Source organism: Chryseobacterium wanjuense, assembly GCF_900111495.1.
Taxonomy (GTDB): domain Bacteria; phylum Bacteroidota; class Bacteroidia; order Flavobacteriales; family Weeksellaceae; genus Chryseobacterium; species Chryseobacterium wanjuense.
This window is the reverse complement of the sequence record NZ_FOIU01000002.1, coordinates 130,088-156,971: the sequence shown is the minus strand read 5'-3', so window position 1 is coordinate 156,971 and position 26,884 is coordinate 130,088. Positions and strand designations below refer to the sequence as shown.

Annotated in this window: 18 protein-coding genes and 1 riboswitch; of the genes, 15 read left to right on the top strand and 3 right to left on the bottom strand. The window is 36.4% G+C overall.

What is annotated here, in order from left to right:
* Positions 1-62: 62 nt before the first annotated feature.
* Entirely contained in the window at positions 63-2,678 is a 2,616-nt protein-coding gene (locus BMX24_RS12380; protein ID WP_089793167.1) for an MGH1-like glycoside hydrolase domain-containing protein, read from the bottom strand.
* 188 nt (positions 2,679-2,866) lie between these two features.
* Positions 2,867-2,972, top strand: a riboswitch (SAM riboswitch).
* A 58-nt stretch (positions 2,973-3,030) separates the two neighbouring features.
* Between BMX24_RS12380 and BMX24_RS12375 the strand changes: the two genes are divergently transcribed.
* From BMX24_RS12375 to metF, 7 genes are all read left to right on the top strand, one after another.
* Positions 3,031-3,969: an alpha/beta fold hydrolase gene (locus tag BMX24_RS12375; RefSeq protein ID WP_089793165.1), complete on the top strand. Its 939-nt coding sequence runs from the start codon at positions 3,031-3,033 to the stop codon at positions 3,967-3,969.
* 1 nt (position 3,970) lies between these two features.
* Positions 3,971-5,509 carry an ACT domain-containing protein gene (locus BMX24_RS12370; RefSeq protein WP_089793163.1) on the top strand — a complete coding sequence of 513 codons (1,539 nt, stop codon included), beginning with the start codon at positions 3,971-3,973 and terminating at the stop codon, positions 5,507-5,509.
* A gap of 127 nt (positions 5,510-5,636) precedes the next feature.
* A complete protein-coding gene (locus tag BMX24_RS12365) occupies positions 5,637-6,797 on the top strand; it encodes an O-succinylhomoserine sulfhydrylase (protein ID WP_089793161.1) in 1,161 nt (386 codons plus the stop codon).
* Between the two features lie 55 nt (positions 6,798-6,852).
* Positions 6,853-7,863, top strand: a complete 1,011-nt coding sequence (locus BMX24_RS12360) for a homocysteine S-methyltransferase family protein (RefSeq protein WP_089793159.1) — start codon at positions 6,853-6,855, stop codon at positions 7,861-7,863.
* Positions 7,864-7,947: 84 nt separating this feature from the next.
* Complete coding sequence (locus BMX24_RS12355) at positions 7,948-9,039, top strand: fatty acid desaturase family protein (protein WP_089793156.1); 1,092 nt, start codon at positions 7,948-7,950, stop codon at positions 9,037-9,039.
* Between the two features lie 7 nt (positions 9,040-9,046).
* Complete coding sequence (gene metH / locus BMX24_RS12350) at positions 9,047-11,707, top strand: methionine synthase (RefSeq protein WP_089793155.1); 2,661 nt, start codon at positions 9,047-9,049, stop codon at positions 11,705-11,707.
* Positions 11,708-11,797: 90 nt separating this feature from the next.
* Entirely contained in the window at positions 11,798-12,757 is a 960-nt protein-coding gene (gene metF, locus BMX24_RS12345; RefSeq protein WP_089793153.1) for a methylenetetrahydrofolate reductase [NAD(P)H], read from the top strand.
* 105 nt (positions 12,758-12,862) lie between these two features.
* Here the strand turns inward: metF and BMX24_RS12340 are convergent, their stop codons facing one another.
* Entirely contained in the window at positions 12,863-14,017 is a 1,155-nt protein-coding gene (locus tag BMX24_RS12340) for a hypothetical protein (RefSeq protein ID WP_089793151.1), read from the bottom strand.
* A 100-nt stretch (positions 14,018-14,117) separates the two neighbouring features.
* On the opposite strand from BMX24_RS12340, the gene folE reads away from it, so the two are divergent.
* The 8 genes from folE (at position 14,118) to BMX24_RS12300 (ending at position 23,577) form a co-directional block, all read left to right on the top strand.
* A complete protein-coding gene (gene folE, locus BMX24_RS12335; RefSeq protein WP_089793148.1) occupies positions 14,118-14,786 on the top strand; it encodes a GTP cyclohydrolase I FolE in 669 nt (222 codons plus the stop codon).
* Positions 14,787-14,796: 10 nt separating this feature from the next.
* Positions 14,797-15,228, top strand: a complete 432-nt coding sequence (locus tag BMX24_RS12330; protein ID WP_089793146.1) for a DinB family protein — start codon at positions 14,797-14,799, stop codon at positions 15,226-15,228.
* A 144-nt stretch (positions 15,229-15,372) separates the two neighbouring features.
* Positions 15,373-16,839, top strand: a complete 1,467-nt coding sequence (cysS, locus tag BMX24_RS12325) for a cysteine--tRNA ligase (RefSeq protein WP_089793144.1) — start codon at positions 15,373-15,375, stop codon at positions 16,837-16,839.
* 327 nt (positions 16,840-17,166) lie between these two features.
* The gene (locus BMX24_RS12320) at positions 17,167-18,333 is read left to right on the top strand and encodes a T9SS type A sorting domain-containing protein (protein WP_089793142.1); all 1,167 of its coding nucleotides are present in this window, start codon (positions 17,167-17,169) and stop codon (positions 18,331-18,333) included.
* 123 nt (positions 18,334-18,456) lie between these two features.
* Entirely contained in the window at positions 18,457-21,108 is a 2,652-nt protein-coding gene (locus tag BMX24_RS12315; protein ID WP_089793141.1) for a 4-alpha-glucanotransferase, read from the top strand.
* Positions 21,109-21,246: 138 nt separating this feature from the next.
* Positions 21,247-22,299, top strand: coding sequence for a hypothetical protein (locus tag BMX24_RS12310; protein ID WP_089793139.1), 1,053 nt, complete (start codon positions 21,247-21,249; stop codon positions 22,297-22,299).
* Between the two features lie 179 nt (positions 22,300-22,478).
* On the top strand, positions 22,479-22,940 hold the full coding sequence (locus BMX24_RS12305) for a hypothetical protein (RefSeq protein ID WP_089793137.1): 462 nt from the start codon (positions 22,479-22,481) through the stop codon (positions 22,938-22,940).
* 127 nt (positions 22,941-23,067) lie between these two features.
* Entirely contained in the window at positions 23,068-23,577 is a 510-nt protein-coding gene (locus BMX24_RS12300; protein WP_089793135.1) for a ferritin, read from the top strand.
* A gap of 64 nt (positions 23,578-23,641) precedes the next feature.
* On the opposite strand, the gene BMX24_RS12295 is transcribed toward BMX24_RS12300, so the two are convergent.
* Positions 23,642-26,782, bottom strand: coding sequence for a UvrD-helicase domain-containing protein (locus BMX24_RS12295; protein ID WP_089793133.1), 3,141 nt, complete (start codon positions 26,780-26,782; stop codon positions 23,642-23,644).
* Between the last annotated feature and the right edge of the window lie 102 nt (positions 26,783-26,884).

The following is a 26,884-nucleotide window of genomic DNA, read 5'->3' as shown; positions in this document are numbered from 1 at the left end:
GTAGTGAATAACAATTAAAAAAGCCCCTAAAAAAAGAGGCTTTACATATTGTGATAAGTTTCTTACAATGTCAATCTCGGTTTCATCAGCTTCGCAACAGTCGCCGTCCATCCTGTCTGATGGGAAGCACCTACACCGCGGCCGTTGTCTCCATGAAAATATTCATAGAAGGTGATGTAATCTTTAAAATTTTCATCATAATTAAATTTCGCATTTCCACCATTGAAAGGGCGTTGTCCGTATTCATCTTTCAGGAAAATAGAACATAGCCTGCTGCTGATATTTTGAGCGACTTCATCAAGATTTCGCTTGTCTCCACTACCGGTCGGAAGCTCCACCTTCAAACTGTTTCCATAGTAAAAATGGAATCGTTGCAAACTTTCAACAATCAGGAAATTGATCGGAAACCAGATCGGTCCTCTCCAGTTGCTGTTTCCGCCAAACATTCGGCTGTCGCTTTCCGCAGGAGTGTAGTAGACCACATTCTCGGTGCCATGAACAGAAAACACAAACGGATTTTCCTCATACACTTTAGACATAGCCCGGATTCCATAATCACTTAAGAATTCTTTTTCATCAAGCATTCTTGTCAATACCTTTGATAAACGGTTTTTACGTAAAATACTCATGAGATGTTTTCTCCTCTGTCCTTCTTCTTCCCAATGGGAAACAAGTTTTGTCAGTTCCGGTTTGTTTTTCAAAACCCAATCCATTCTTTCGCGGAAATTAGGCATTTTGTCAAGCAAATGATGATCGATAATTTCTACCGCAAACATTGGAATTAACCCGACAATACTTCTCAGTTTCAATGAAACACTGTCACCATTCCCAAGTTGAAGCACATCATAAAAAAATCCGTCCTCTTCGTTCCATAAGCCTTTTGTTCCTTCACCCAGATTTTCCATCGCTTCGGCAATGTAAAGATAATGTTCAAAAAACTTGATGGCCATATCTTCATAAACCTGGTAATATTGAGCCAATTCCATGGAAATCCGCATCATATTTAAGGCATACATGGCCATCCAGCTCGTACCGTCGGCCTGCTCAAGATGTTGGCCGTCTTTCAGGATCATATTCCTGTCGAAAGCCCCGATATTATCGAGTCCCAGGAAACCACCGCCAAAAATATTTTTACCGTTTTTATCCTTTCGGTTGACCCACCATGTGAAATTCAGAAGCAGTTTTTGAAAAACTTTTTCTAAAAATAAAAGATCGGGTTTGCCGTTTTGTTTTTCATCAATTTTAAAAACCCGGAAACAAGACCATGCGTGTACGGGCGGATTTACATCACTCAGATTCCATTCATAGGCCGGAAGCTGACCGTTCGGATGCATATACCATTCTTTGGTAAGTAACAGAAGTTGTCCTTTCGCAAACTCGGCATCAATAATAGAAAACGGAACACAATGGAAAGCCAGATCCCACGTTGCATACCAAGGATATTCCCATTTATCGGGCATTGAGATGATATCTTTATTGTGGAGATGGTTCCATTCGATATTTCTTACATAATTATTAAAATCTCTCGGCGCTTCATAATTTGGGTCGCCTTTCAGCCATTTTCCGACATTGTAATGATAGAATTGTTTATTCCAAAGCAAGCCTGCAAACGACTGTCTCTGAACATTTTTTTCATCATCACTTGCTACATCATGCTGAATTTCGTCATAAAATTCGTTGGCTTCTTCGATTCTTGTCGCAAAGATTTCATCAAATTGATAAAAAGGCTCATCCAACTCATCCGGAGATAATCTGAAATCAAAAGTTTTTGATTGTCGTGCGCCAATTATTTCATCCAATAAAAATGAAGCTTTCGTTCCTCTTTTTTCAGGATTTACGGTATTGCTTCCGTAGATGATATAGTCGTTAATTCCGTCTTTAAAATAGGTATTTCCCGGATAAGGTGCCCCGTAAAGTTTAGGAGTATTCGTTTCATTTTCACAAAAAACACTTCCTGCACCGATGTTTCTTGAATAAAACTTTTTAATCGAAACACTGTCATGCTGAATATCGATACAGCCTTCATAAGAGGCCTGTGTCTGTCCTTTGTAAGTATTGTAGCCCCATTTCCAGTTATTTCTAAACCAGACAGTCGGCGCAATAACAATCGGTGCATCGGTTTCGCTTCTGTTGCACACCGTTACGCGTATTAAAATATCGTTGTGATCGGCTTTGGCGTATTCAATAAAAATATCGAAATATTCATCTTTATCGAAAATTCCGGTATCAAAAATTTCGTATTCCGGTTCTTTTTTACTGCGTCTCCCGTTTTCAGTACGGATATCATCGTAAGGAAAAGCATTGATAGGATATTTGTACACCATTTTCATATAGCTGTGCGTCGGTGTATTATCCAGATAATAAAAGATTTCTTTAATGTCTTCTCCATGATTTCCCTGAGGATTGCTCAGTCCGAAGAAGCGTTCCTTGATCATTTTATCTTTCTTGTTCCAGAACGATAGGGCGAAACAGAAAAGCTGCTTCGCATCAGAGATTCCCGCGATTCCTTCTTCACCCCAACGGTAGGCGTAGCTTTCTGCATTGTTATGATTGGCGAAATTCCATGCATCGCCGTTTGAGCTGTAATCTTCACGTACATTTCCCCATTGCCGGTTGCTTACGTAAGGTCCCCAGTTTTTCCAGTTCGTATCTTGTAATCTTTGTTTTTCAGCAATCATATCTCATCATTTTTCTATACGAAGGTAGTTTTTTTGAAAAATAATTCCAACTTTAAGAATTTGAATAATATTTAATATTACTCCTAAAATCCTTTATTGAAGGGTGTTTTAAATATTAAATTAATTTTTTTTAAATATTTAAAAGAAAAGTTCTATCTTTGCAGCATTCGTTCATTCAAATATTGAAAATGTTATCAAGAAAGGTTGAGGGACAGACCCTGTGAAACCTTAGCAACCCTTTGCGAAAGCGAAGAAGGTGCTACGTTCTACCAAAATTATTTGGACAGATAACTTACTGAAGTTCTTTTCAGCCATTTCCTGTGGCATTTTCAATTGTATTAAAATAATAGAATTGAAAACAGAACTAAACTATATTAATCTTTCGTATCGTACAAATTCCAATAAGGAGTACAATATCCCGTTGAGCTATCAGCTTTTCGGGAAAGACCTGTTTTCGGCACCGATAATTTTAGTTAATCATGCTTTAACCGGAAATTCTGATGTTTCAGGAGAAAAGGGATGGTGGAAAAAACTGATTGGTGAAAATCAGGTGATCGATACGAATAAATACACAGTTCTGTGTTTCAACATTCCCGGAAACGGCTATGACGAATTTTTTATTGATGAATACGAAGATTTCACGCCTTCAGATATTGCCAATATCTTTTTAAAAGGTCTTGAAATTTTACAAATTAAAAGTTTACACACCATTATTGGAGGTTCTCTGGGAGGTGGAATCGGCTGGGAAATGCTGGTAAAAAAACCAAATCTTGCCGAAGTTTTCATTCCTATTGCCTGCGATTTCAAAACCCACGATTGGCTTCATGCACAATGTCTGGTTCAGAAATTTTTATTAAATCAAAATAATGAACCGCTGCAAAAAGCAAGAATTCATGCCATGTTGTGCTACCGAACACCGGAATCGTTAAATGATAGATTTCAAAATAAATACAACCAGGAAAAACAGAGATTGGACTCGGAAGATTGGTTAATTTATCACGGAAATGCTTTAAACAAAAGATTTAGTTTAAAGTCTTACAAACTGATGAATCATTTGCTGATGAATATAAATACAGAAGAAAATCAACTGGAAAAAATTCAGGCACGAATGCACATGATCTCCGTTGATACAGATTTATTTTTTCCCGCTTCTGAAATTCGAATGTGCTTTGAAAAGCTTACAAAGAAAAAGGAAAATGTTTTCTATCACGAGATCAAATCAATTCACGGGCACGATGCCTTCTTAATGGAATACGAACAATTAAATAACATCATTAAAAATATTTTGTAGAATGAAAAATGCTAACGAAATAAAATTTTTAAAAAACAGATCAATCATCAAATTTGAAGGGGAAGATTTCCTGGGCGAAATCGGGATTGACGGACGAATTTTTAAAGCGCTTACATTGGCGCGAATCAGTGTTGGGGTAATTTCTCAGCAGGCTATCGAAAACGGATTATCCATTTTGGTTCATGAAAATGATTCTGAAAAAGCGGTAAATTGTCTGATTGACGAATTCGAAGCAGAAAGAAAATCAGGGAAAGTTTCTCAGATTTATAGCATCAATAATGTTTCTGTGATAGGTTTTGTTGCAGAAGATTTTAATAAAATATTGGCAGAATTAGCCAGAAACAACGTTTTCCCGTTACTTTTAAATCAAGTAGCGAGTGAAGGACGTGTAAATATCGTTGTAACTTCTTCGCAAGACGAAAAAGCAAAAAATATCATCGAATCTGAAATTTCTAAAAAGCCAAAAACCGTTCATCTGGCAATCATCGGTCATGGGAACGTTGGAAAGACGCTAATAGAGCAGGTTTTAGAATCTTCAGATGAAATCAAAAGACGTAAAAAAATTGATCTTAAAGTGGTAGCCGTTGCCAATTCCAGGAAAATAGCTTTCAACAAAAAAGGTTTTGATAACAATTGGAATGATGAGGTTTTAACGGCAGAAAGTCCATCGGACGTTCAGGAATTAATTAAATTCTCAAAAGAAAACCAACTGGAAAACCTTATTGTTGTGGATAATACGGCGAGTAAAGATTTTGTCCACAACTATCATACATTGGCAGAAAACGGTTTCGATCTGGTTTCTTCCAATAAAATTTTCAACACGCTTCCGATCGAAGAATATCGTAAACTAAGATATACGTTGAACAAAAATAATAGACGTTACCTATACGAAACCAATGTTGGTGCAGGGTTGCCGTTAATCGACACGATTAAACTTCTACACCTTTCAGGCGAAAATATCACAAGAATTAAAGGGGTATTCTCAGGAACATTGAGCTATGTTTTCAACAATTTTTCTTTAAGGGACGATAAATTTTCGACCATTATTAATGAAGCGTTAGAAAAAGGATACACAGAGCCGGATCCTAGAGAAGATCTATCCGGAAATGATGTAGCGAGAAAATTATTGATTTTGGCGAGAGAATTAGATCTAATCAATGAATTTGAAGATATCAAAATTCAGAATTTAGTTCCCGAAAGTCTGCTTTCTGTTTCAAAACCGGAATTCCTTTCAAGACTGGAAGAACTGGATGAAGAATATCAAAAAATCAAAGAAAATCAGGAACCTGGTCATGTTCTGAGATATGTTGGTGATTTGCACGGAGATTTGCAAAAAGATAAAGGTGAACTGGATGTGAAACTGATCTCCGTTCCTGCAACTTCAGCCTTAGGACAATTGAAAGGATCAGATTCCATATTCGAAATTTATACGGAAAGCTATGGAGAACATCCGATTGTGATTATGGGAGCCGGAGCCGGAGCAAAGGTAACTGCAAGAGGTGTTTTCGGAGATATTTTAAGAGTAAGTGAAACAAAATAATAATATTAATATAACAATTTAATAATGTAGCAGTTTACCAATATTCATTACCATTGTCATTCTGAACAAAGTGAAGAATCTCATTGTTACATTGCTAAACTGATATATTGTTACATTTTAAAACTATATGGAAAACTTTGAAACCCTCGCAATAAGAACGCAGACAGAAAGAACTCAGTTTGATGAGCATTCTACGCCGTTGTATCTTACATCCAGCTTTATTTTCCAGGATGCGGAAGATATGAGAGCGAGTTTTGCGGAAGAGAAACCAAAGAATTTGTACAGTCGGTTTTCAAATCCGAATGTGACTGAATTCACAGACAAAATCGCCAAAATGGAAGGCGCAGAAGCCGGATATGCTTTTGCGACGGGAATGGCAGCGATCTACTCAACATTTGCAACTTTACTGAATGCAGGTGATCATATCGTAAGCTGTCAGTCAGTTTTCGGTTCTACACACACGCTGTTTACAAAATATTTCCCGAAATGGAATATCGAAACAACCTACTTCAAAGCAGAAGATGCAGAAAATGTTGAAAAATATATTCAGCCTAATACAAAAATTTTATATCTGGAAACACCGACAAATCCAGCGATTGAGGTGTTGGATTTAGAATTTTTCGGGCAGATTGCAAAGAAGCATAATTTAATTTTCATTGTTGATAACTGTTTCGCAACGCCTTATTTGCAACAGCCGATTAAATATGGGGCAGACATCGTGGTGCATTCCGCGACAAAATTAATTGACGGACAAGGTCGTGTTTTAGGTGGAGTAGCAGTTGGCAGAGAAGATTTGATTCGTGAAATTTACCTTTTTGCGAGAAATACAGGTCCTGCAATGTCCCCTTTCAACGCTTGGGTATTGTCAAAAAGTTTGGAAACATTAGCGATCCGTGTTGAAAAGCATTGTGAAAACGCTTTAAAAGTTGCCGAATTTTTAGAGAGTCATCCGAATGTAGAACTGACGAAATATCCGTTCCTACCGTCTCATCCAAGCTATGAAATTGCAAAGAAGCAGATGAAATTAGGTGGAAATATTGTTGCTTTTGAAATCAAAGGAGGAATTGAAGGCGGAAGAAACTTTTTAGATAAAATTAAAATGTGTTCACTTTCTGCAAATCTTGGAGACACGAGAACTATTGTTACGCATCCGGCTTCTACAACGCACTCCAAATTATCAGACGAAGAAAGAAATGAAGTGGGAATCACGGCAGGTTTGGTTCGTTGCTCTGTCGGGTTGGAAAATGTGGAAGATATCATTGCAGATTTAAAACAGGCATTAGATTAATAATGAGCCTTGTCAAGGTTTTAAACCTTGACAAGGCTTTCAAATCAAAATAAAAATGAAAAATTCAGAACAATTATACAAAGCATTATCCGAAAGAATTTTAATTCTTGACGGAGCGATGGGAACGATGCTTCAGCGATACAAATTCGAGGAAGAAGACTATCGTGGCGAGCGTTTCAAAGATTGGGAACATCCGGTGAAAGGAAATAATGATTTACTTTCATTAACACAGCCTCAGGCCATTGAAGAAGTTCACAAAAAATATCTGGAAGCAGGTGCAGACATCATTGAGACGAATACGTTTTCGGGAACAACGATTGCCATGGCAGATTACCACATGGAAGATTTGGTTTATGAATTAAACTACGAGTCTGCAAAAATCGCAAGAAAAGTATGTGATGAATTCACTGCTCAAAATCCCGGCAAACCTAGATTTGTAGCCGGTTCTATCGGTCCGACTAACAGAACGGCAAGTTTAAGCCCTGATGTAAACGATCCTGGTTACAGAGCGATCACTTTCGATGAATTGAGAATTGCTTACAAACAACAATCGGAAGCTTTATTAGACGGAGGTTCAGACATTCTTTTGGTTGAAACAATTTTTGATACGTTAAATGCAAAAGCCGCATTATTTGCCATCGACGAAATTCAGGAAGAAAGAGGAATTAAAATCCCGATCATGGTTTCAGGAACGATTACCGATGCTTCAGGAAGAACGTTGAGCGGACAGACTGCGGAAGCATTTTTAATTTCCATTTCGCATTTGAATTTATTAAGTGTAGGTTTCAACTGTGCTTTGGGAGCCAATCAATTAACACCATATTTGGAAACGTTGGCTCACAATTCAGAATTCCATGTTTCGGCGTATCCGAATGCAGGTCTTCCGAACGCTTTCGGAAAATATGACGAAACGCCTGAAGATATGGCAGATCAGATTAAGGAATATGTAGAAAAAGGGTTGATTAACATCATTGGAGGTTGCTGCGGAACCACACCGGATCATATCAAAGCGATTGCAGATTTGGTAGCACAGTATCCGCCAAGAAAATTGAAGGAATTTGTCTGATTTAATAGATTTTTTTTATTGAATCGATAAGAAAAGGAACGGTTTTTAATATTATCTTTAAATATCACACAAAATTTATTTATAATGGAAAAGCCGATTTACTTAAAAGATTCTGAGGATGCAAAACTGTTTAATGAACTAAGAAAAAAAGTGAACCAGCGTATAGAAGCCATTCCCGAAAACAGGGATATTTATATACAGATCAAAGCCATTATTTTGCCTTTGGTCTATTTTGGTTTATATGTGTTTGCGCTTTTTAATGCCGAAAAACCTTGGGTGTATATTTTAAGTTTTGTTTTGATGGGGATTTCTTTGGTATTGATTTATTTAAACTTAATTCACGAAGCTGCCCACAATAATATTTATAAAAGCAAAAAATTAAACGGACTCGTGTTGCAGATTTTCGATTTTGTAGGTGCCAATTCTTATATCTGGAAAAAAAGACACATCGCAAGTCATCACGCCTATCCGAATGTTGACGGTTGGGACACAGACATCGAACAGAGCGGACTTCTTTTAATCGTTCCGTGGATCAAAGCGAAAGGCGTTCAAAAATATCAGCATTTCTTTTTCTTTTTGGTGTATCCTTTATATTTGTTTAATTGGATGTTTATCAGAGATTTCAGAGATTTTTTCGACAAAGAAAGAGTGATTCTGAAAACGCAGGGCGCAATTCCAATGGTTGAAAAAGTGAAAATGATAAATTATAAACTTTTTTATTTTTTCTATCAGATTGCAGTTCCGGTTTTGTTTTTTAAAGTATCCATCGGGCTGGCTCTGGGAGCTTGGTTTTTGCAGGTGATTTCGGCGAGTATTTTTGCGCTGTTTGTGCTGTTGCCTTTGCATCCGCTTCCCGACAATGCTTTTCCGAAACTGGATGAGAAAAACGGACTGCCTTACAGCTGGCTTCACCACCAGTTTGAGGTGACCAATGATTTACAGGAAAATAGCTGGTTTGTGAGAAATGTTTTGGGAAATTTCAACTTTCACGTTGCCCATCATCTCTTCCCGAACTACAGTTATCTCTATTATAATGAAATTACGGAGGAAATCGAAAAGTTTGCTAAAGAACATAATTTGGCGTACAAAAGGTTTCCGATTTTTACCGCTTTGGGCAAACATGTTGATTTGCTGAAGCAAAATGCGAATAATGCATATTTTATTTTAGAAGAATAATAAATTGATGAAATATTTAAGATTATCGGGGCTTGAGCCTCTGATTATTACGCCGGAAAGTAACTTCATCAACGTTGGTGAAAGAACCAATGTTGCCGGTTCCAAGAAATTTTTAAGATTAATTAAAGAAGAAAAATTCGGGGAAGCGCTGGATATTGCCCGTCATCAGGTTGAGGGTGGTGCACAGATTCTTGATGTCAATTTCGACGACGGATTGATCGACGGAAAAGCTTCGATGATTAAATTTTTAAATCTAATCGCTTCCGAACCTGATATTTCCAGAATCCCGATCATGATCGACTCCTCAAAATGGGAGATTTTAGAGGCAGGATTGCAGGTGGCACAGGGAAAATGTGTGGTAAATTCTATCAGCTTAAAAGGCGGTGAAGAAGAATTTATCAAACAGGCAAAAGCGGTTAAAAGGTATGGTGCTGCAGTGATCGTTATGGCTTTTGATGAGGTGGGTCAGGCAGATAGTTTTGATCGGAGAGTTGAGATTTCAAAGCGTTCTTACGATATTTTAGTAAATCAGCTGAACTTCCCTGCAGAAGATATTATTTTCGATTTAAATATTTTCCCTGTAGCAACGGGAATGGATGAACACCGAAGAAATGCAATCGACTTCATTGAAGCGACGAGATGGGTTCGCCAGAATCTTCCGTACGCGTCTGTAAGTGGAGGAGTTTCAAACGTTTCATTCTCGTTCCGTGGAAATGATACGGTGAGGGAAGCAATGCACTCGGTTTTCCTGTACCACGCGATTCAGGCGGGAATGAATATGGGGATTGTAAATCCTGCTATGCTGGAGGTGTATGATGAAATTAATAAAGAACTTCTTGAGCTCGTAGAAGATGTAATTCTTGATAAAAGAGAAGATGCTACGGAAAGACTATTGGATTATTCTGAAAAGAATAAATCTGTCAAAAAAGAGAAAGTTGAGGAACTTGAATGGCGTACAAAACCTTTACAGGAAAGGATTACACATTCTTTGGTGAAAGGAATCGACCGTTTTATCGAAGAAGATGTGGAGGAAGCAAGATTACAGGCTGCAAAACCACTTCATGTTATTGAAATTAATTTGATGACCGGAATGGGTGTTGTCGGCGATTTATTCGGAAGCGGAAAAATGTTCTTGCCTCAGGTTGTAAAATCGGCGAGGGTGATGAAAAAAGCGGTGGCGTATCTGCAACCCTTCATCGAAGCGGAAAAAGACGGGACAAAACCAGCCAACGGGAAAATTTTGATGGCAACGGTAAAAGGTGATGTTCACGACATCGGTAAAAATATTGTGAGCGTTGTTTTGGGCTGTAATAATTATGAAATTGTTGACCTAGGAGTGATGGTTCCGGCCGAAAAAATCATTCAGACAGCAATTGAAGAAAAAGTAGATGTTATTGGATTAAGCGGACTTATTACGCCAAGTTTGGACGAAATGGTGTACATCGCACAGGAATTGGAAAGACAAAATTTAGATTTTCCTTTATTAATCGGCGGTGCAACGACTTCAAAGGCACATACCGCCGTGAAAATCGATTTAAAATATAAAAACGCCGTCGTTCATGTGAATGACGCCTCCAGAGCGGTAAATGTAGTAAGTTCATTGCTGGGTGACAGAAATAAGGAATATGTTGATGATTTGAAAAGCGAATATTCCGAGTTCCGTGAAAAGTTCCTGAACAGACAGATTGATAAAAACTATGTTTCGATTGAGGACGCACGAAAGGATAAATTTAAAATTGATTGGGAAAATGAAGAAATTTTCACACCGAACAATTTAGGTATTCAGGTTTTTGAAAATCAGGATTTGAATGAACTGGTTCCGTTCATCGACTGGTCGCCGTTTTTCAGAAGCTGGGACTTACACGGAAAATATCCTAATATTTTTGATGATGAGGTGGTTGGAGCTCAGGCTAAAGAATTGTTTAAAGACGCCCAGGTTATTTTAAAGAAAATTTTAGACGAAAAATTATTAACGGCAAAAGCTGTTTTCGGAATTTTTAAGGCTAATGCTAATGAGTCTGATGATATTTTAATCTTTGATAAAAATGATAAGGAACAGATTAAATTCTTAACATTAAGACAGCAGGTTCAGAAATCAAAAGGAAAAGAATATTTGGCATTAAGTGATTTTATTGCTCCTCAAAGTTCCGGAAAAACCGATTATATAGGTGCTTTCTGCGTGACAACAGGTTTTGGAACCGATGAATTGGCAGAAGAATATGAAAAAGCAAACGACGATTACAATGCAATCATGGTGAAAGCTTTGGCAGACCGTTTTGCAGAAGCCTACGCCGAATTTTTACATAAAAAAGTAAGAACCGAATATTGGGGATATGCCAATCAGGAAAACTTGAGTAATGAAGATTTGATCGCTGAAAAATACAAAGGAATCCGTCCGGCTCCTGGCTATCCGGCTTGCCCTGACCATTTGGAAAAACATGCGATTTGGGATTTATTAAAAGTGAAAGAAAGCATCGGCGTTTATTTGACGGAAAGCTTAGCGATGTTTCCTACAGCTTCGGTTTCGGGGTATTATTTCGGAAGTCCGCACGCAAAATATTTCGGCTTAGGAAAGATCACGGAAGATCAATTGAAAGATTATTCCAAAAGAAAGGGAATTTCTTTACAGGAAGCGAGAAAATGGTTGTCGCCGAATTTAGCAGATTAATATAAAAGTTAATGGTTGGCAGTTGTTGGTTGCAGGTTTTACCATCATGTCCATCAACTAGCAACTTTCAACAAGCAACAAAATTTAAAAATGAAGATAACAGATCATATAAAAAACGCAAATGGAAAAACTCTATTCTCTTTAGAAGTAGTTCCGCCACAGAAAGGAATCGGTATTGAAGACCTGTATACGAATATAGATCCGTTGATGGAATTCAAACCTCCATTCATTGATGTGACGACTTCCAGGGAAGAATATATTTACATCGATAAAGGAAACGGACTGATGGAGCGCCGCATCACCAGAATGCGTCCCGGAACATTGGGGATTTGTGCCGCAATTCAGCATAAATATAATGTAGATACTGTGCCACACTTACTTTGTGGAGGTTTTACCAAAGAAGAAACGGAATACCTTTTAGTCGATTGTATGTATCTCGGAATAGATAATGTAATGGCACTGAGAGGTGACGCGATGAAAGGGCATCAATATTTTGAACCAACGCCCGGAGGTCACGCCAGCGCAATGGATCTTGTCCATCAGATCAACGATTTGGGAAGAGGAAAATATCTGCATAATCAGGATGAAGAATGTGACGAACTCAATAAATTCTGCATAGGTGTTGCCGGATATCCCGAAAAGCACATGGAAGCACCTTCTATGAATTATGATTTAAAATGGCTGAAAGAAAAAGTGGATGCGGGAGCAGATTACATCGTTACGCAAATGTTTTTTGATAATAAAAAATATATTGAATTTGTAACCAAAGCTCGCGAAATGGGAATTACAGTTCCAATTATTCCGGGAATTAAGCCGATTGCGACGAAAAGACATTTGAAATTACTGCCGCAGGTTTTCAAAATTGATTTACCGGAAGAATTAATCAATGAAGTGGAAGCTGCCAAAAACAATGAAGCCGTAAAACAGATCGGAATTGAATGGTCTATTGCCCAATGCAAAGAACTGCTGGATTTTGGAGTTCCGGTTCTGCATTTCTACTCGATGGGAAAAAGTGACAACATTAAAAAAGTAGCCGGAGAGCTATTCTAATAAAGTAAAATGATATTTGATTTTAAAGTCCTGTTTTCAGCAGGACTTTTTTATTTTTAAGAATTTCGGCGGGCTCGTCAAAGACGAGCCCGCCGAAATTCTTACCTACAACATAGGATGCCTTTCAAACTCTTTATTTCTGTCAAACAAATACCGATAGGTTGCCAGTTTTCGCGTAACTGTTGTGTCCAGATTTTCGGCAATTTTTATCATTTTGGGGTTAAAATCACCAATCCACTGCATCTCCGTCACTTTAAAATCCGTGTGTTTTCTTAGATGCTGAGTTCCCTCCCAGATCATATAACCTTCGATGCCTTTTCTTTGCCATTCCGGAACGACGCCGAACACAAGTCCCACCATTTTTTCGTTTTTCTTAAACTTTTTAACCCATAAAAATTTAAGCTTTTCTAAAAATCCGAACTTTCCATGTAAATATTTAAACCATTGGTTCGTATCAGGAATATTCATCCACATGGCGATAGGTTTTTCGTTTTCATAGACAAACCATGAAATATGTTCATTAATGATGGGCTTCATGGTTTTAAACATTTTCAAAGTTTTCGCTTCCTCCATGCATTTTCCCTCGCCGTGAGCTGCCCACGCTTTATTATAAATTTCCGTAAAATCTTTCGCAAATTTTTCCAGATTATTTTTCGTCATGGGTCTTGCAGAAATATTTGGATTCTGCTTATGTTTCGCATGCATTACCGTAAAAACCCTTGAAACATCGGCAAAAATAGGTCTCGAAAAACAAAGCTGTTCAAAATAAATTTTAAAACCATAATTTTCGAAAAGCTCTTTGTAATAAGAGGAATTATAATTCATCCCGTACAGTGGCTCAGCAAAACCTTCGATCAGGAGTCCCCAGAATTTATCACGTTCACCGAAATTTATAGGTCCGTCCATCGCTTCCATTCCTCTTTCCTGTAGCCAGTTTTTACAATGGTCAAAAATAAAATCAGCTGTTTTTTGATTATTAATACAGTCAAAAAAACCGATTCCTCCCGTAGGCTGATTTTGTTCGTAAAGATGATTCACAAAAACAGCCACTTTCCCGACGGTTTGATCTTGCTTATTTTTAAACAAAAATCTTGTGCATTCTCCTGTTTTGAAGAATTTATTTTTTTCGGGATTAAAAATCTCGTCGATGTCCTTATCCAAAGGTCTGATGTAGTTTTTGTCGTGTTGATAAAGCCTTGCAGGAAATTCTAAAAATTCCTTTTTCTGGTTTTCGTTTTGTACTTCTTCAACGATAATCATAGCATTAAATGAGAGTAGAGGGTGAAAGATAATATTTTTCGCTTAATTTGAAATAAACGAAACAGATATTATCCGTATTTTTGTTGCAAATTAAATAAAAATGGTTGATTTTACTGATAACGACGATGATATTTTCACTGGAAAAGAACATACGCCTATACGGGAAGATGCTTTTGAGAAATCACCAGAAGAAAAAATTGAAAAAATTTCAGAGCTTTTCGGAGAAATCATGGAAACATTAGGTCTTGATATGACCGACGATTCATTGAAAGATTCTCCAAAACGTGTTGCGAAAATGTACGTACAGGAAATTTTTGGAGGGCTTCTGCCGGAAAATAAGCCGGGAATTTCTACATTTTCGAATAAATATAAATACCGACAGATGTTGGTAGAAAAAGATATCACAGTATATTCGTTCTGTGAACACCACTTTTTGCCGATAATCGGAAGGGCGCATGTTGCCTATATTTCGAATGGTGAAGTGATCGGTCTTTCAAAAATTAACAGAATTGTAGATTATTATGCAAAAAGACCGCAGGTTCAGGAAAGACTGACCATGCAGATTGTTGCGGCTTTGAAAGAAGCGTTGGGAACAAAAGATGTTGCCTGTATCATCGATGCAAAACACCTTTGTGTAAATTGCAGAGGAATTAAGGATACGGCAAGTTCTACCATTACAGCAGAATTGAGCGGTATTTTCAGGACAAATCCTATTACAAGACAGGAATTCTTACATTATGTGGGAAGTCATGCAAAACTGGATTATTAATTTAAAATAAATGGATTATCAGATACTTAAAAATATAGTTGAAGCCGAACTTCAGAGATTTGAAAATATTTCTGAAGAGCAATGGTCGCATAAAATTTCTCCTGAAAAATGGTCGAAAAAAGAAATTTTGGGTCATCTTTGTGACAGTGCTTTATCCAATATCAGAAGATTTGTAATCACTCAGTATAAGGAAAACGAGAATATTGTTTATGACCAGAATTTCTGGGTGAAAGCTCAGAATTATCAGAATGTTTCGACTTCGGATATTATTAATTTATGGAAATTTCTGAATTTTCAGATTGTAATTACCGTAGAAAATATTCCTGATGAAGCTTTGCAAAGAACCTGTGACATGACAAAAACCGAGCCTCAGATCTTCACCTTAGAATATATTATTAATGATTATATTGGGCATTTACAACACCATCTAAAAGCTATTTAGTAATGATAAAATTTAAAAAAGTTTCGGATAAGATTTTTGTAACAACGATTATTTGTTGTTGCTGTAGATGCTGTTGAAAGATTTCGATCTTTTATCTCTGAACTTTAAACTAAATTTTAAAATCATTAAATCAAAATCAAAAAAATGCAATTAAAAATATACAACTCGCTTACTGGCGAAAAAGAAATATTTAAACCGATCTTAGAAGGAAACGTGGGAATGTACGTTTGTGGACCTACCGTTTATAGCAATGTTCACTTGGGAAATGTGAGAACTTTTCTTTCCTTCGATTTTATTTACAGAAGCCTGAAACATTTGGGGTATAAAGTAAGATATGTAAGAAATATCACCGATGCAGGCCACCTTACAGACGATGGAAATGTTGACAATGACCGATTCGTAAAACAAACCCGTCTGGAAAAACTGGAACCAATGGAAATCGTACAGAAATACACGGTAGATTTTCATAAGGTGTTGGATATGTTTAATTTACTGCCACCGAACATTGAGCCGACTGCAACTGGCCATATTGTTGAACAGATAGAATTAACCCAAAAATTAATTGAAAGAGGATTTGCCTACGAAAGCAATGGCTCTGTCTATTTCGACGTATTGGAATATAACAGACGAGGCTTGAATTATGGTGAGCTTTCAAAAAGAAATATCGAAGAACTTTTCGCCAATACAAGAGATTTGGACGGGCAGGGAGAAAAGAAAAACCCACAGGACTTTGCACTTTGGAAAAAAGCTTCTCCGGCACACATCATGAGATGGAACTCGCCTTGGGGAGAGGGTTTCCCGGGATGGCATCTTGAATGTACTGCGATGAGCACGAAATATTTAGGTGAAACTTTCGATATTCACGGCGGGGGAATGGATTTGAAGTTCCCGCACCACGAATGTGAAATCGCTCAGGGAAAAGCTTGCAATGACGCGGCACCGGTAAATTACTGGATGCACGCCAATATGCTGACGATGAATTCTCAGCGTATGAGTAAATCAACGGGGAATTATATTTTGCCGATGCAGTTGGTAACGGGTGAAAATGACTTCTTTGAAAAGCCTTTCCATCCTGCGATTGTGCGTTTTTGCTTCCTGCAGGCTCATTACAGAAGTGTTCTGGATATTTCGAATGATGCCATGCTGGCAAGTGAAAAAGGTTTTATCAGATTAATGGAAGCGATTAAAGTTTTACATTCAATCACTCCAAATGATGAAAAACAATCTGATTTTAATCTTGAAGAATGGAAAAATAAAGCCTACGATGCTCTAACGGATGATTTCAATTCACCGGTTCTTATTGCACATCTATTCGAAGCTGTAAAATATATTTTTGCCTTGAATGATGGGAAAGAAACGATTTCAACTAAAGATTTAGATGATTTAAAATCAACTTTAGATGCTCTAATTTTTGATGTGTTGGGATTACAGGCAATCGAGGAAAACAATAATGAAAAACTAGATCAGACATTAAAAGTTTTAATCGAATTGAGAAATCAGGCAAGAAAATCAAAAAATTTCGAACTTTCAGACCAGATTCGCGACAAGCTCCTTGCAGAAGGTATTGAACTGAAAGACGGAAGAGACGGAACGACTTATGTGTTGAATTAATAAGATTCAATTTTTTAAATATCTCTCGCAGATTTTACGGATTACGCAGGTTTTTAACACAATCATCTGTTGAACCAGCAAAATCTGCGAGAGTTTTTTTTATGCATAAAGCTTGTCATTTCGACGAAGAAAAATCTATTATTTCTTTAATTATTTAAAAAATATAATGCTAGTTTGTCATGCTGAAAGCATCTATACTCACTTTTAATATACTGTTGAGCTGCTTTTCAGCATGAGAAACGCTCTGGGTGATTTTTTTTCATTTTTCAATTCAAAAATTATGTAACTTAGTCATACTAAAATGATTAAAACTAAAATTTATATAATATGAAAAGACATTTATTCCCTTTATTTTTGCTTTTACTAGGAGCAAATGCGAGTGCACAACAGGATTTTTTTGCCCTTGTGGGAAAAGATACCCCGAATATTGTTTTCAACGATTTCCGTGCAATTGATGTAACGAACGGGACTTCCGGAGAGAAAATTTTTACGTCAGATTCTCCTGCAAAAGTTTTTTCACAAGCGAGAAATGGAACTGTAACGGAGGATAAAAACACCTACAACAATGCTCAGGCTGTGAATATGGCGACATTAGCTTATGATCCTTTCAATAATAATCTGGTGTATATGCCGATGTTTTCTTCCAATATTTATGTTTTGAATGCGAAGACCAAAGAAATTACGCTGGTGGATAATACCGTTGCAAGGGTAACTTCATGCGATATCAATTCTCATATGGTAAGAATGGCGACAGGGTACAATGGAAATATTTATGCGATCAACAATGCAGGAACCCAGTTTTTGCAGATCAGCAGAAAGGGAAATCAATATGTTGTCAACGACCTTGGAATCATTAAAGATGATGCTTCCAACGGCAAAAATTCTTTCACGATTATTGAAACAGGTTTCGGTGGGGATATGATCGCGGATGCAGATAATAATTTCTACGTTTTTTCTGCTGCAGGAAATGTTTTCAAAGTTTCTACAAAAGAATTAAAAGCAAAATTTATCGGAAAAATTACAGGTATTCCTGAAAATTATTCGGTGAACGGTTCTGCCGTGAATGCAAAAGGAAATGTAGTCATTGCCAGTGCAAAAGGTTTACCTTTGTATGAAGTGAATTTGGAAACTTTACAGGCAAAACAAATGGCGGGCGAACAGAATTTACACATTTATGATTTAGCAAGTAAATATTTCGCAAATGACAAAGCGGTCTCCAATACGACTTTTGCCAATCTGGATATTTATCCGACGAGGGTGGATGAGCATTTTATCAATGTAAATGTGAATGATAGAAATGTAAAAGGAAACATCAAAATGAATGTATTTGATCTGTCCGGAAAGAATGTAATGAAACAAAATTTATCCGTAAAAGAAGGCTCTTTAAACCAACAGGTATATTTGAAAAATCTTGTAAGTGGAGCTTATCTGGTAAGCATTACGGATGAATCTGGAAAAATATTATTAAACAAGAAAATTTTAGTTACGGAATAATCTTTAATTTTGTTCAAAACTTAAGACCTTTTCAATAATTTGAGAAGGTTTTTTTAATGAATATTTGATATTCAATAAGTTTTATTTTTCGAGATTATAATGTATTTTTATAAAAAAATATAAATGAAGCTATACTTTAATGTAAGTTACAGTGCAAAAGCGGGAGAGAAGTTGTTGTTGATTATCAATGAAGAAGGTGCTGTATCGCAGAGTCATATAATGTTTTATACAGAAAACGGTTTGTGGAAATGTGAGGTTGATTATTTCTCAAAATCGATTTCTTACAAATACCAGCTGGTGGATGATAAAGGAAATATTCTGAGAGAGGAATTTGTTCAGCATCATCTTAATTTTCCTCATAATTATAAAGAGTTTATCATTTTCGATGAGTGGAATAATAAAAATTTTCCAGAAAATTATTTAAATAACAAAATTCTTTACAATAAACTGAATCAGTTTTCACCTGAAAAAATTTCAGTTTTAAAAAAGCATACCCATCTGTTCCGAATTGAGGCGCCGATCTATAACCCGGATTGGAAAATTGTTTTGTTCGGAAGTACGCCTTCTCTGGGAAGTTGGGATTATGAAAAAGCAATTCACTTATCTCAGACTGATTTTGGAGTTTGGGAAACTTCCGTGGAAATTCCGGAAAATGAATTTATTCAATACAAATATTGCCTTTATGATACTAACGAAGGTCGGGTAATCGATGTTGAGACCGGTGAAAACAGATTTGCAGTTCCAAATCTCTTGAAAGATGTACTGCATGTAGTTTCAAATCACTATTTCAAATTCAAGCTGTATCAGATGTATCATGATGCCGGAGTTGCTGTTCCGATTTTCTCATTGAGGACGAAAGACGGTTTCGGGGTCGGAGAATTTTCGGATATGAAAAAACTGGCAGATTGGGCCAAAGAAACCAATCTCGGAATTATTCAGATTCTTCCGATCAATGATACGACGGCTAATTATACCTGGACAGATTCCTATCCTTACGCAGCGGTTTCTGTGTACGCTCTGCATCCTCAATATATTTCTTTGGAAAATCTTGATTTTAATTTACCGAAAGAGTTAGTTGAAGAATATGAGCAAGAAAAGGCAGAATTAAATTCATTAGAGTTAATCGATTACGAAAAGATGATTTCCGGAAAATGGAAATATCTTAAAGCTGTTTTTAATGAAGATAAAGAAAAGATTTATAAAGACAGGAACTTTAAAAAATTCATTAAAGACAATGAAAGCTGGCTCATTCCTTATGCTGCATTCTGTGTGTTGAGGGATAAATATAAAACACCGAATTTCAACGAATGGAAGACGCATAAAAAATATATCGCAGGAAAAATCGCTCCATTTTTTACAACAAAAAGTAAAGATTATGATGATTCGATGCTTCACGCCTGGGTTCAGTATCAGCTTCACAGGCAGTTGAAGGATGCGATTGATTATACCCATAATCTGGGAATTTCCGTAAAAGGTGATTTGCCGATCGGGATTTACAGACATTCTGTTGAAGCATGGACTGAACCCGAACTTTTCGGAATGGATTTCCAGGCCGGAGCACCGCCGGATCAATTTACAGAACTTGGTCAAAACTGGGAATTCCCGACCTACAATTGGGAAGCCATGAAAGCCAACGATTACAAGTGGTGGAAAAGCAGATTCAAAGCATTGGAACAGTATTTTGATGCCATGAGAATTGACCATATTTTAGGATTTTTCAGAATATGGAGAATGCCAATTTCTGCTACACAAGGGATTTTAGGATATTTTTATCCTGCGGTGCCGATTACGTTGGAGGAATTCAATGCGTGGCATATTCCGTTTAATTTTGACAGATATTGCAAGCCGTTTATCAACGATCAGATTCTTTGGAATTATTTTGGTGAAGATAGCGGTAAAGCTCTTGAATTTATTAATACTAATCAGGACGGAACATATTCATTTAAAGAAGAATTTAATACGCAGAGAAAATTATCCGATTTCTTTAAGAAAAAACCACGTGGCCCGATTGAAGAGCAGCTGATCTCACTTTGTGCAAATGTGTTGTTTTTAATTGAAGAGAAAAACGGACAGATTGTGTATCATCCGAGATTCAATGTGTACCGTACAGATTCTTACAAATACCTTTCAGATTGGGAGAAAAAATCAATCTATGATCTGTATCACGATTATTTCTTCAGAAGACAGGATCATCTTTGGTATGAAAAAGCCATGGAAAAACTTCCAGTGCTGTTGAATGCTACCAAAATGCTGATCTGTGGTGAAGATTTGGGAATGGTTCCGGATTGTGTCCCTGTAGTGATGGACGAATTGGCTATTATTGCCCTGAAAGTACAGCGTATGCCTTCTGATGATATTCCGTTTTATAACCCGAAAAATGCAAGCTATCTGAATGTAGTAACGGCTTCGTCCCACGACAGCTCAACTTTGAGGCAGTGGTGGCAGGAAGATCCGGCGCTTACTCAGAAATATTTTAATCAGCAGTTAACGCAATACGGAAAAGCACCTGAAGAAATGGATGCTCATCTTGCAGAAATTATCATGAAGCAGCATCTTTATAACGATGCGATGCTGGCTATTTTCCCTATTCAGGAGTTTTTAGCGACAGATAAAGAGTTGGCTAACAAGAATTTAAATAATGAAAGAATTAATAATCCTGCAGTTTTCCCTCATTACTGGAGATACAGAATGCATCTGAATCTGGAAGATTTAAAAGAGCAGAAAAATTTTAATCAAAAAATAGCAGATTGGATAAAAGATAGTGGCAGATTGTAAATTTAACATTTGATTATCAATTAGTTAATAATAATTTAAAAGAAGTTTTATCGAAAGATTTAACTTCTTTTTTGTATTTATATCCAAAAGATAGAATAGAGATATTCTACTATATATTAACCAATAACGACTATAGAAATGAAAAAAATATTAATCGGTTTTGCAATGAGTCTGGCGACACTGTCGTTTGCTCAGCAGTATCCAAATAACGGATGGGGTGATGATGACGGGTATAATCAAAATGATGGATATTATCAGAATGACGGATATTATAGTGATGAAGATGATCAAAATTATTTCCCTGATGATTATTACTACAATTATCCTCAGGATTATTATCCAAGTGATTATTACCAGACCAACTATAACGATTACAGGAACAGTATTGTAAGTATCAACTGGAATGTGTTCTTCAATCAAAACAGATTAAGCCGCTGGCAGATTGACCAGATTTTAAGATTGAATAATCTGTATGTAAGCTTTTCAGCATGGAATAATTTTTACAGATACAATCCGGACAGATGGTATTACGACAGATTCTACGCGCTACAGAGAATCATGGGACCGAGAGTTTTTGTGGTTTTCCAAAATAATTATTATCGCGGTTATAGCCCAGTTGTCTACTTCCAAAACTATAGAAGAACGCATTATGCTTCAATCTGCAGACCGATGCCTCGTTACAGAAACGTAAACATCAATATCTACAGAGTAGACAGAGCGAAATTCCGCAGATATGACAACCCGACTTTCAATATTGTAAGAAGCCAGAGACCGAATAACGGTTTCAGAGGATCGGTGAGAGATGGTAATAATGGTGGTTTCCGTAATCAGTCTGATAACAGAAATAATAATAACTCAGGTTTCAGAAATGATAACAACGGAGTAAGAAACAATGGAGGTTTCAGAGGAAATAATGACAATGGCGTAAGAAATGAAGGAGGCTTCAGAAGAAATAATGATAATGGAGTAAGAAACGATGGAGGTTTCCGTGCTGATAGAAATGAGAATAGAGGTGGGGGTTTCAGAGGCGGTGAAGTAAGAAGAGAAAGCGCTCCGAGAAGAGAAAACAATGGAGGCGGCAGAAATGAAGGTGGCTTCAGAAGAGGTGAAAATTCTGCACCGAGAGAACAAAACAGAGGAAATGAAGGTAGAGGAAACGGTGGTTTCCGAAACGGATTTGCTAAGAATTAATTTTCATATATTATATTTAAGTGGTGTGAAGGGCAGGTTGTAATGATCTGCTCTTTTTATTTTTCGTTAATTAATTATTTTATATTGAAATTTAACTTTTTTTATGAATAATTCCATTTAACTTTTAATTTAACTAATAATCAAAAAGATGTATAACAATTAATTAAATATTTAAAAAGATGAAAAAATTAGTTTTAGCAATAGCATTTATCGGAATAGGAAGTTTTGCAATGGCTCAACAGACGACTCCACAGGATAAACAGGCAAAAAGAGCTGAAATGCATCAGAAAATGCAACAAAGAGAACAGGAGCATTTGGCTCAGATGCAAAAAGATTTAAATCTGGATCAAGGTCAGGTGGAGAAAATCAAAGCACTTCACGAAAGAAGAAAAGCTGAAATGAAAGCTGATTTTGATAAAAATAAAGATCAGAGACAGGCTAAAATGGAGCAGATGAAAGCCAAGAGAGCACAGATGGATGCAGATATGAAGAATATCTTAACGCCGGAGCAGTACGATAAATGGCAGGCAGACAGAAAAGCTAAAATGGAGCAAAGAAAAACAGAGATGAAGCAAAGAGGCATGAAAGGAGATAGAATGATGAAGAAACCAATGAATACGGCAACTCCGGATGCCAATTAATAGTTTATAATTTTGATTTTTTAATGTTATGAGGGCGGGATTTATTCCGCTCTTTTTCTATTAATTTTAATTAAATCTTTTGATTTCGGTCATTTATTCCCTAATTTTGACTATAAATTTATTACTTATGGTTAGCGAGAAAATTGCAAAATTAATTAACGAACAAATAGCTCACGAACAATACGCCGCACAATATTATCTTTCAATGTCTGCATGGTTTTCAGGAAAAGATCTGGACGGGATTGCCAATTATTTCAGAGTGCAAAGCAAAGAAGAACTGATGCACGCAGACAAGATGTTTGATTATCTGAATGACGTAGGGGGTGAGATCATCATAGGAGAAATTCCAAAACCACCGCACGAATTTGAAAATGCTATCGACATTTTTGAAAAAGCACTAGAGCATGAGAAAAAAGTAACGAAAAGCATCTTTAACATTGTGAAAAATGCCAACGACGAGGGTGATTTTGCTACAACTTCTTTTCTGCAGTGGTTTATCAACGAGCAAGTGGAGGAGGAAGCAAGCGCATCGCAATACGTTACTAAAATTAAAATGGTAAGCGACAATCCATCTGCGCTTTATCTTTTTGATCAGGAGTTGTCGCAGAGAGTGTTTACTCCGGATCCAACAGCTTAATTTGATTATTTATCAGCAATATATAGTTTCTGGGGGCTCGTCAAAGACGAGCCCCCAGAAACGTTTATAAATAAATAAGTTGCGTCTTCAAAACCTTCCTTCCCAAACGCTCCAGAATCCTCCTGTAATTCTCGATCTGCCTTTCATTTTTCTCCGTTTCTTCCCCTGTTTTAAAATCAACAATAATATAGCCTTCATCGCTTTTCAAAATCCGGTCGGGACGATACATTCGGCTTTCTCCGTTTTCTGAAATCATGATGTCTTTTTCATTGATCACTTCCCATTTTTCGTCAAAAAATTCAGAATATGTCTGGATGATTTGTTCTAATGTTTCTTTAATATCATTCCTTTCATCGGTGGTGATCTGCCCTTCTAGAACATAACTTTCCAGAACTTTGGCAATATCTTTCTCAGTATTGATTTTGGATAATAATTCATGGACAAAAAGACCAATTCTCACCTTTTCATTTCTTACCTGGTAGTTTTTCGAAGGAGTAGCAATTTTTATAGAAGTGCTTTTTTCGTTAATATTTTTCAGGTTGCGGATATCTTTTGTTTTAAATGATGAGGTTTTATCCTTTGAATGCTTTTTCAGCATGTCGGGATTAATTTCATACAAATCAAATTCATCCAGATTTTCAGGGTTTCTCGATTGAAGAAATTCTAAAAGTTCTAAATTATTCGAAGTTTTATTCGCTTTTTGAATATAGAAAAACAGCTGTTCAACTGGTCGCGTAGTTGCAACGTACTGCAGACAGAGCCTGTCGACAAAATTTTTATACGAATTCAGACGGTTGAATTTTTCTATTTCTTCATCATAAACTTCAAGATTTTTATTAAATTGATTGATGTTTACCGACTTCAAAACCGCATCAGTACTCGTTTCAAACCAATTGGTAAATTCGGCATCACGATTTTTATTCATCATCGGGATAAAAACGATCGGGAATTCCAGACCTTTTGCCTTGTGAATGGTCATGATCTGTATGGCATCAATATTTTCCGAAGCCTGAATCGTGTAAGTTGACGCTTCCTCATCCCAATATTTTAGAAATTCTTTCGTACTTGCGCCTGCATTTTGCGTAAAATTGAAAAGCATTTCCAAGAAATTAAGAAGAAAATCCGTTTCTTTATTTTCAACCGAAAATTCGTTGATATAATATTCTACGAAGTTGTATAAATTGAATTTTGGAAAATGATCCTGCTTCAGTTTTAGTGAATAGGTATGCTGGATAAACTGTAGAATCTCTTCATGTGACTCAATATCCAGAATTTCTTTCATTTCCAAAGTGAAATCGGCCATATGAATCCTTCCCAATTTATTCAGATAGTACATCATCATAATTAAATTAGGTTTATTCTTCGGATTGACTTCCCATTTCAAAAACTCAATGACAGCTTTCAGGGTGTTGGATAGTTCCAATGTCAAACCTTTTTCGGAGATCGTTTTAATATTGGTTTCTTCACCTTTGTAGTTAACTTTTAGGTTTCCTAATTTTTGTGAATAGCTGAAAATATCAAAATTTCCACGGCAAAGAATCGTAATATCAGAAAATTTAAAACCATTATCCAGGCTTTCCTGTATATCTTTCCGCATCCTCTCGGAAGTGTCGTTGTAAAAATCTTCGTTGGTAAGATTTTCGATGAGGTTTACTTTCACCCGGCCTTCAATGCCTGATTTCGGGTTTTGCTCGGCATCGGTTCCGAAAATATTTTTATGCTCTTCCTCTAAAATATCAGAATGAAATTTATAAAGGTCATTGTTGAATTTTACAATATTTTTTGCACTTCGCCAGTTATCTTTTAAAATGAGAAGTTCGGCTTCTTTTGGCGAAATTTCCTTTTTATTGATAATATCAAGCATCAGCTTACTTTCACCACCACGGAAGCGATAAATACTCTGCTTTGGATCTCCTACCAATGTAAAAGAAGTATTTTCCGTAGAAACGGAATGATCCCGTAACGGAACGAAATTCTGCCACTGCAATTCTGAAGTATCCTGAAATTCATCGAAAAAATAATGCTGAAACTGGGAACCTACTTTTTCATAAATAAAGGCAGATGGCTCATTTCGGAGATTTTCATTAATTAAAATATTAAATTTTGAAAGCAGAACCAAGTCATTTTCTTCTTCAATTTTTTTCAATTCATCCTGAATATCTTTATTAACTTTCAAAGGAAGAAGTGCCGATAAAATTTTCTCTTTTTTCTGGGTTTCAATGTATAAAAGAATTAGCTGCATTCTGTTTTCCAATAGCTGATCCAGAATTTCGAAAATTTCGGGTTCTTTACTTTTAGATTTTGAAGAAGCTCCCTTTCGATAGTTATTTACAACCGATTCTTCCGCGGTGGTAGGAAAGGGAAATCCTGGTCTTTTTTGATGATAAAAATCCAGAACTTTAGTAAAAAATCCTCCGATTCCGTTTTTTCCCTGTGCAAAATCATCAATTTCAATATTCTTTGATTGAAATAATTCGATGGACTTGGTGGCAATGTCTACGGCCTGCTTTTTATTAAAAACAATTTCTTTACGGAGGGTGTTTTTAATATTTTCATAATTCGTGTTATCGAAGTCTTTGTTGTTTTTAAGATGTTCATAATGAATATCTTTCACAAATTCCTTCGCCGAATCGTAAAGGCTTTTATTTAAATTAATTCTCTCATTATTTTCCAGGCTATAATCGACATAATCCATGAAAGAATTGGAAATCACATCGTTTTCCCCGATCTGATCGAGCATTTTGTCAACAGCTTCAATCAAAAATGGTTCTGCTTCAATTTCAAGGTTAAAATTTTTCGCCAAACCCAATTCATAAGAAAAACTTCTTACCAATCGTGAGTTGAACCTGTCAATCGTTCCGATATTTAAAGTAGAATAATTGTGCAGAACATAATCCAATAATTTTTTTGCACGGTTATGAAGCTCATCAATGGTAATTTTTAATCCTTCTTCTTCAAAAGCTTTTTGAATATTCTTTAAATCTGCATTTTCAGCGAAATTGTTTGCTGTAAAATTTCCCAGCCACGACAAAATTCTTTCCTTCATTTCGTTGGCCGCTTTGTTGGTGAAAGTCAGTGCCAAAATATTCCTGATCGATTGCTGCTGATTAGGATATCGAAGACAGATCATCAAAAGGCGCTGAACGAGGGCATATGTTTTCCCCGAACCCGCTGAAGCATTGATAACTGTATAAGAATTTTGCATTTTTGAGTAGAATTGAAAGTGCAAGTTAATTAAATTTTAAGTGAAATTTTAACAATTTCAGTCTGCTATTTAACAGTTTTGAAATTTAAAATCTAAAATAAA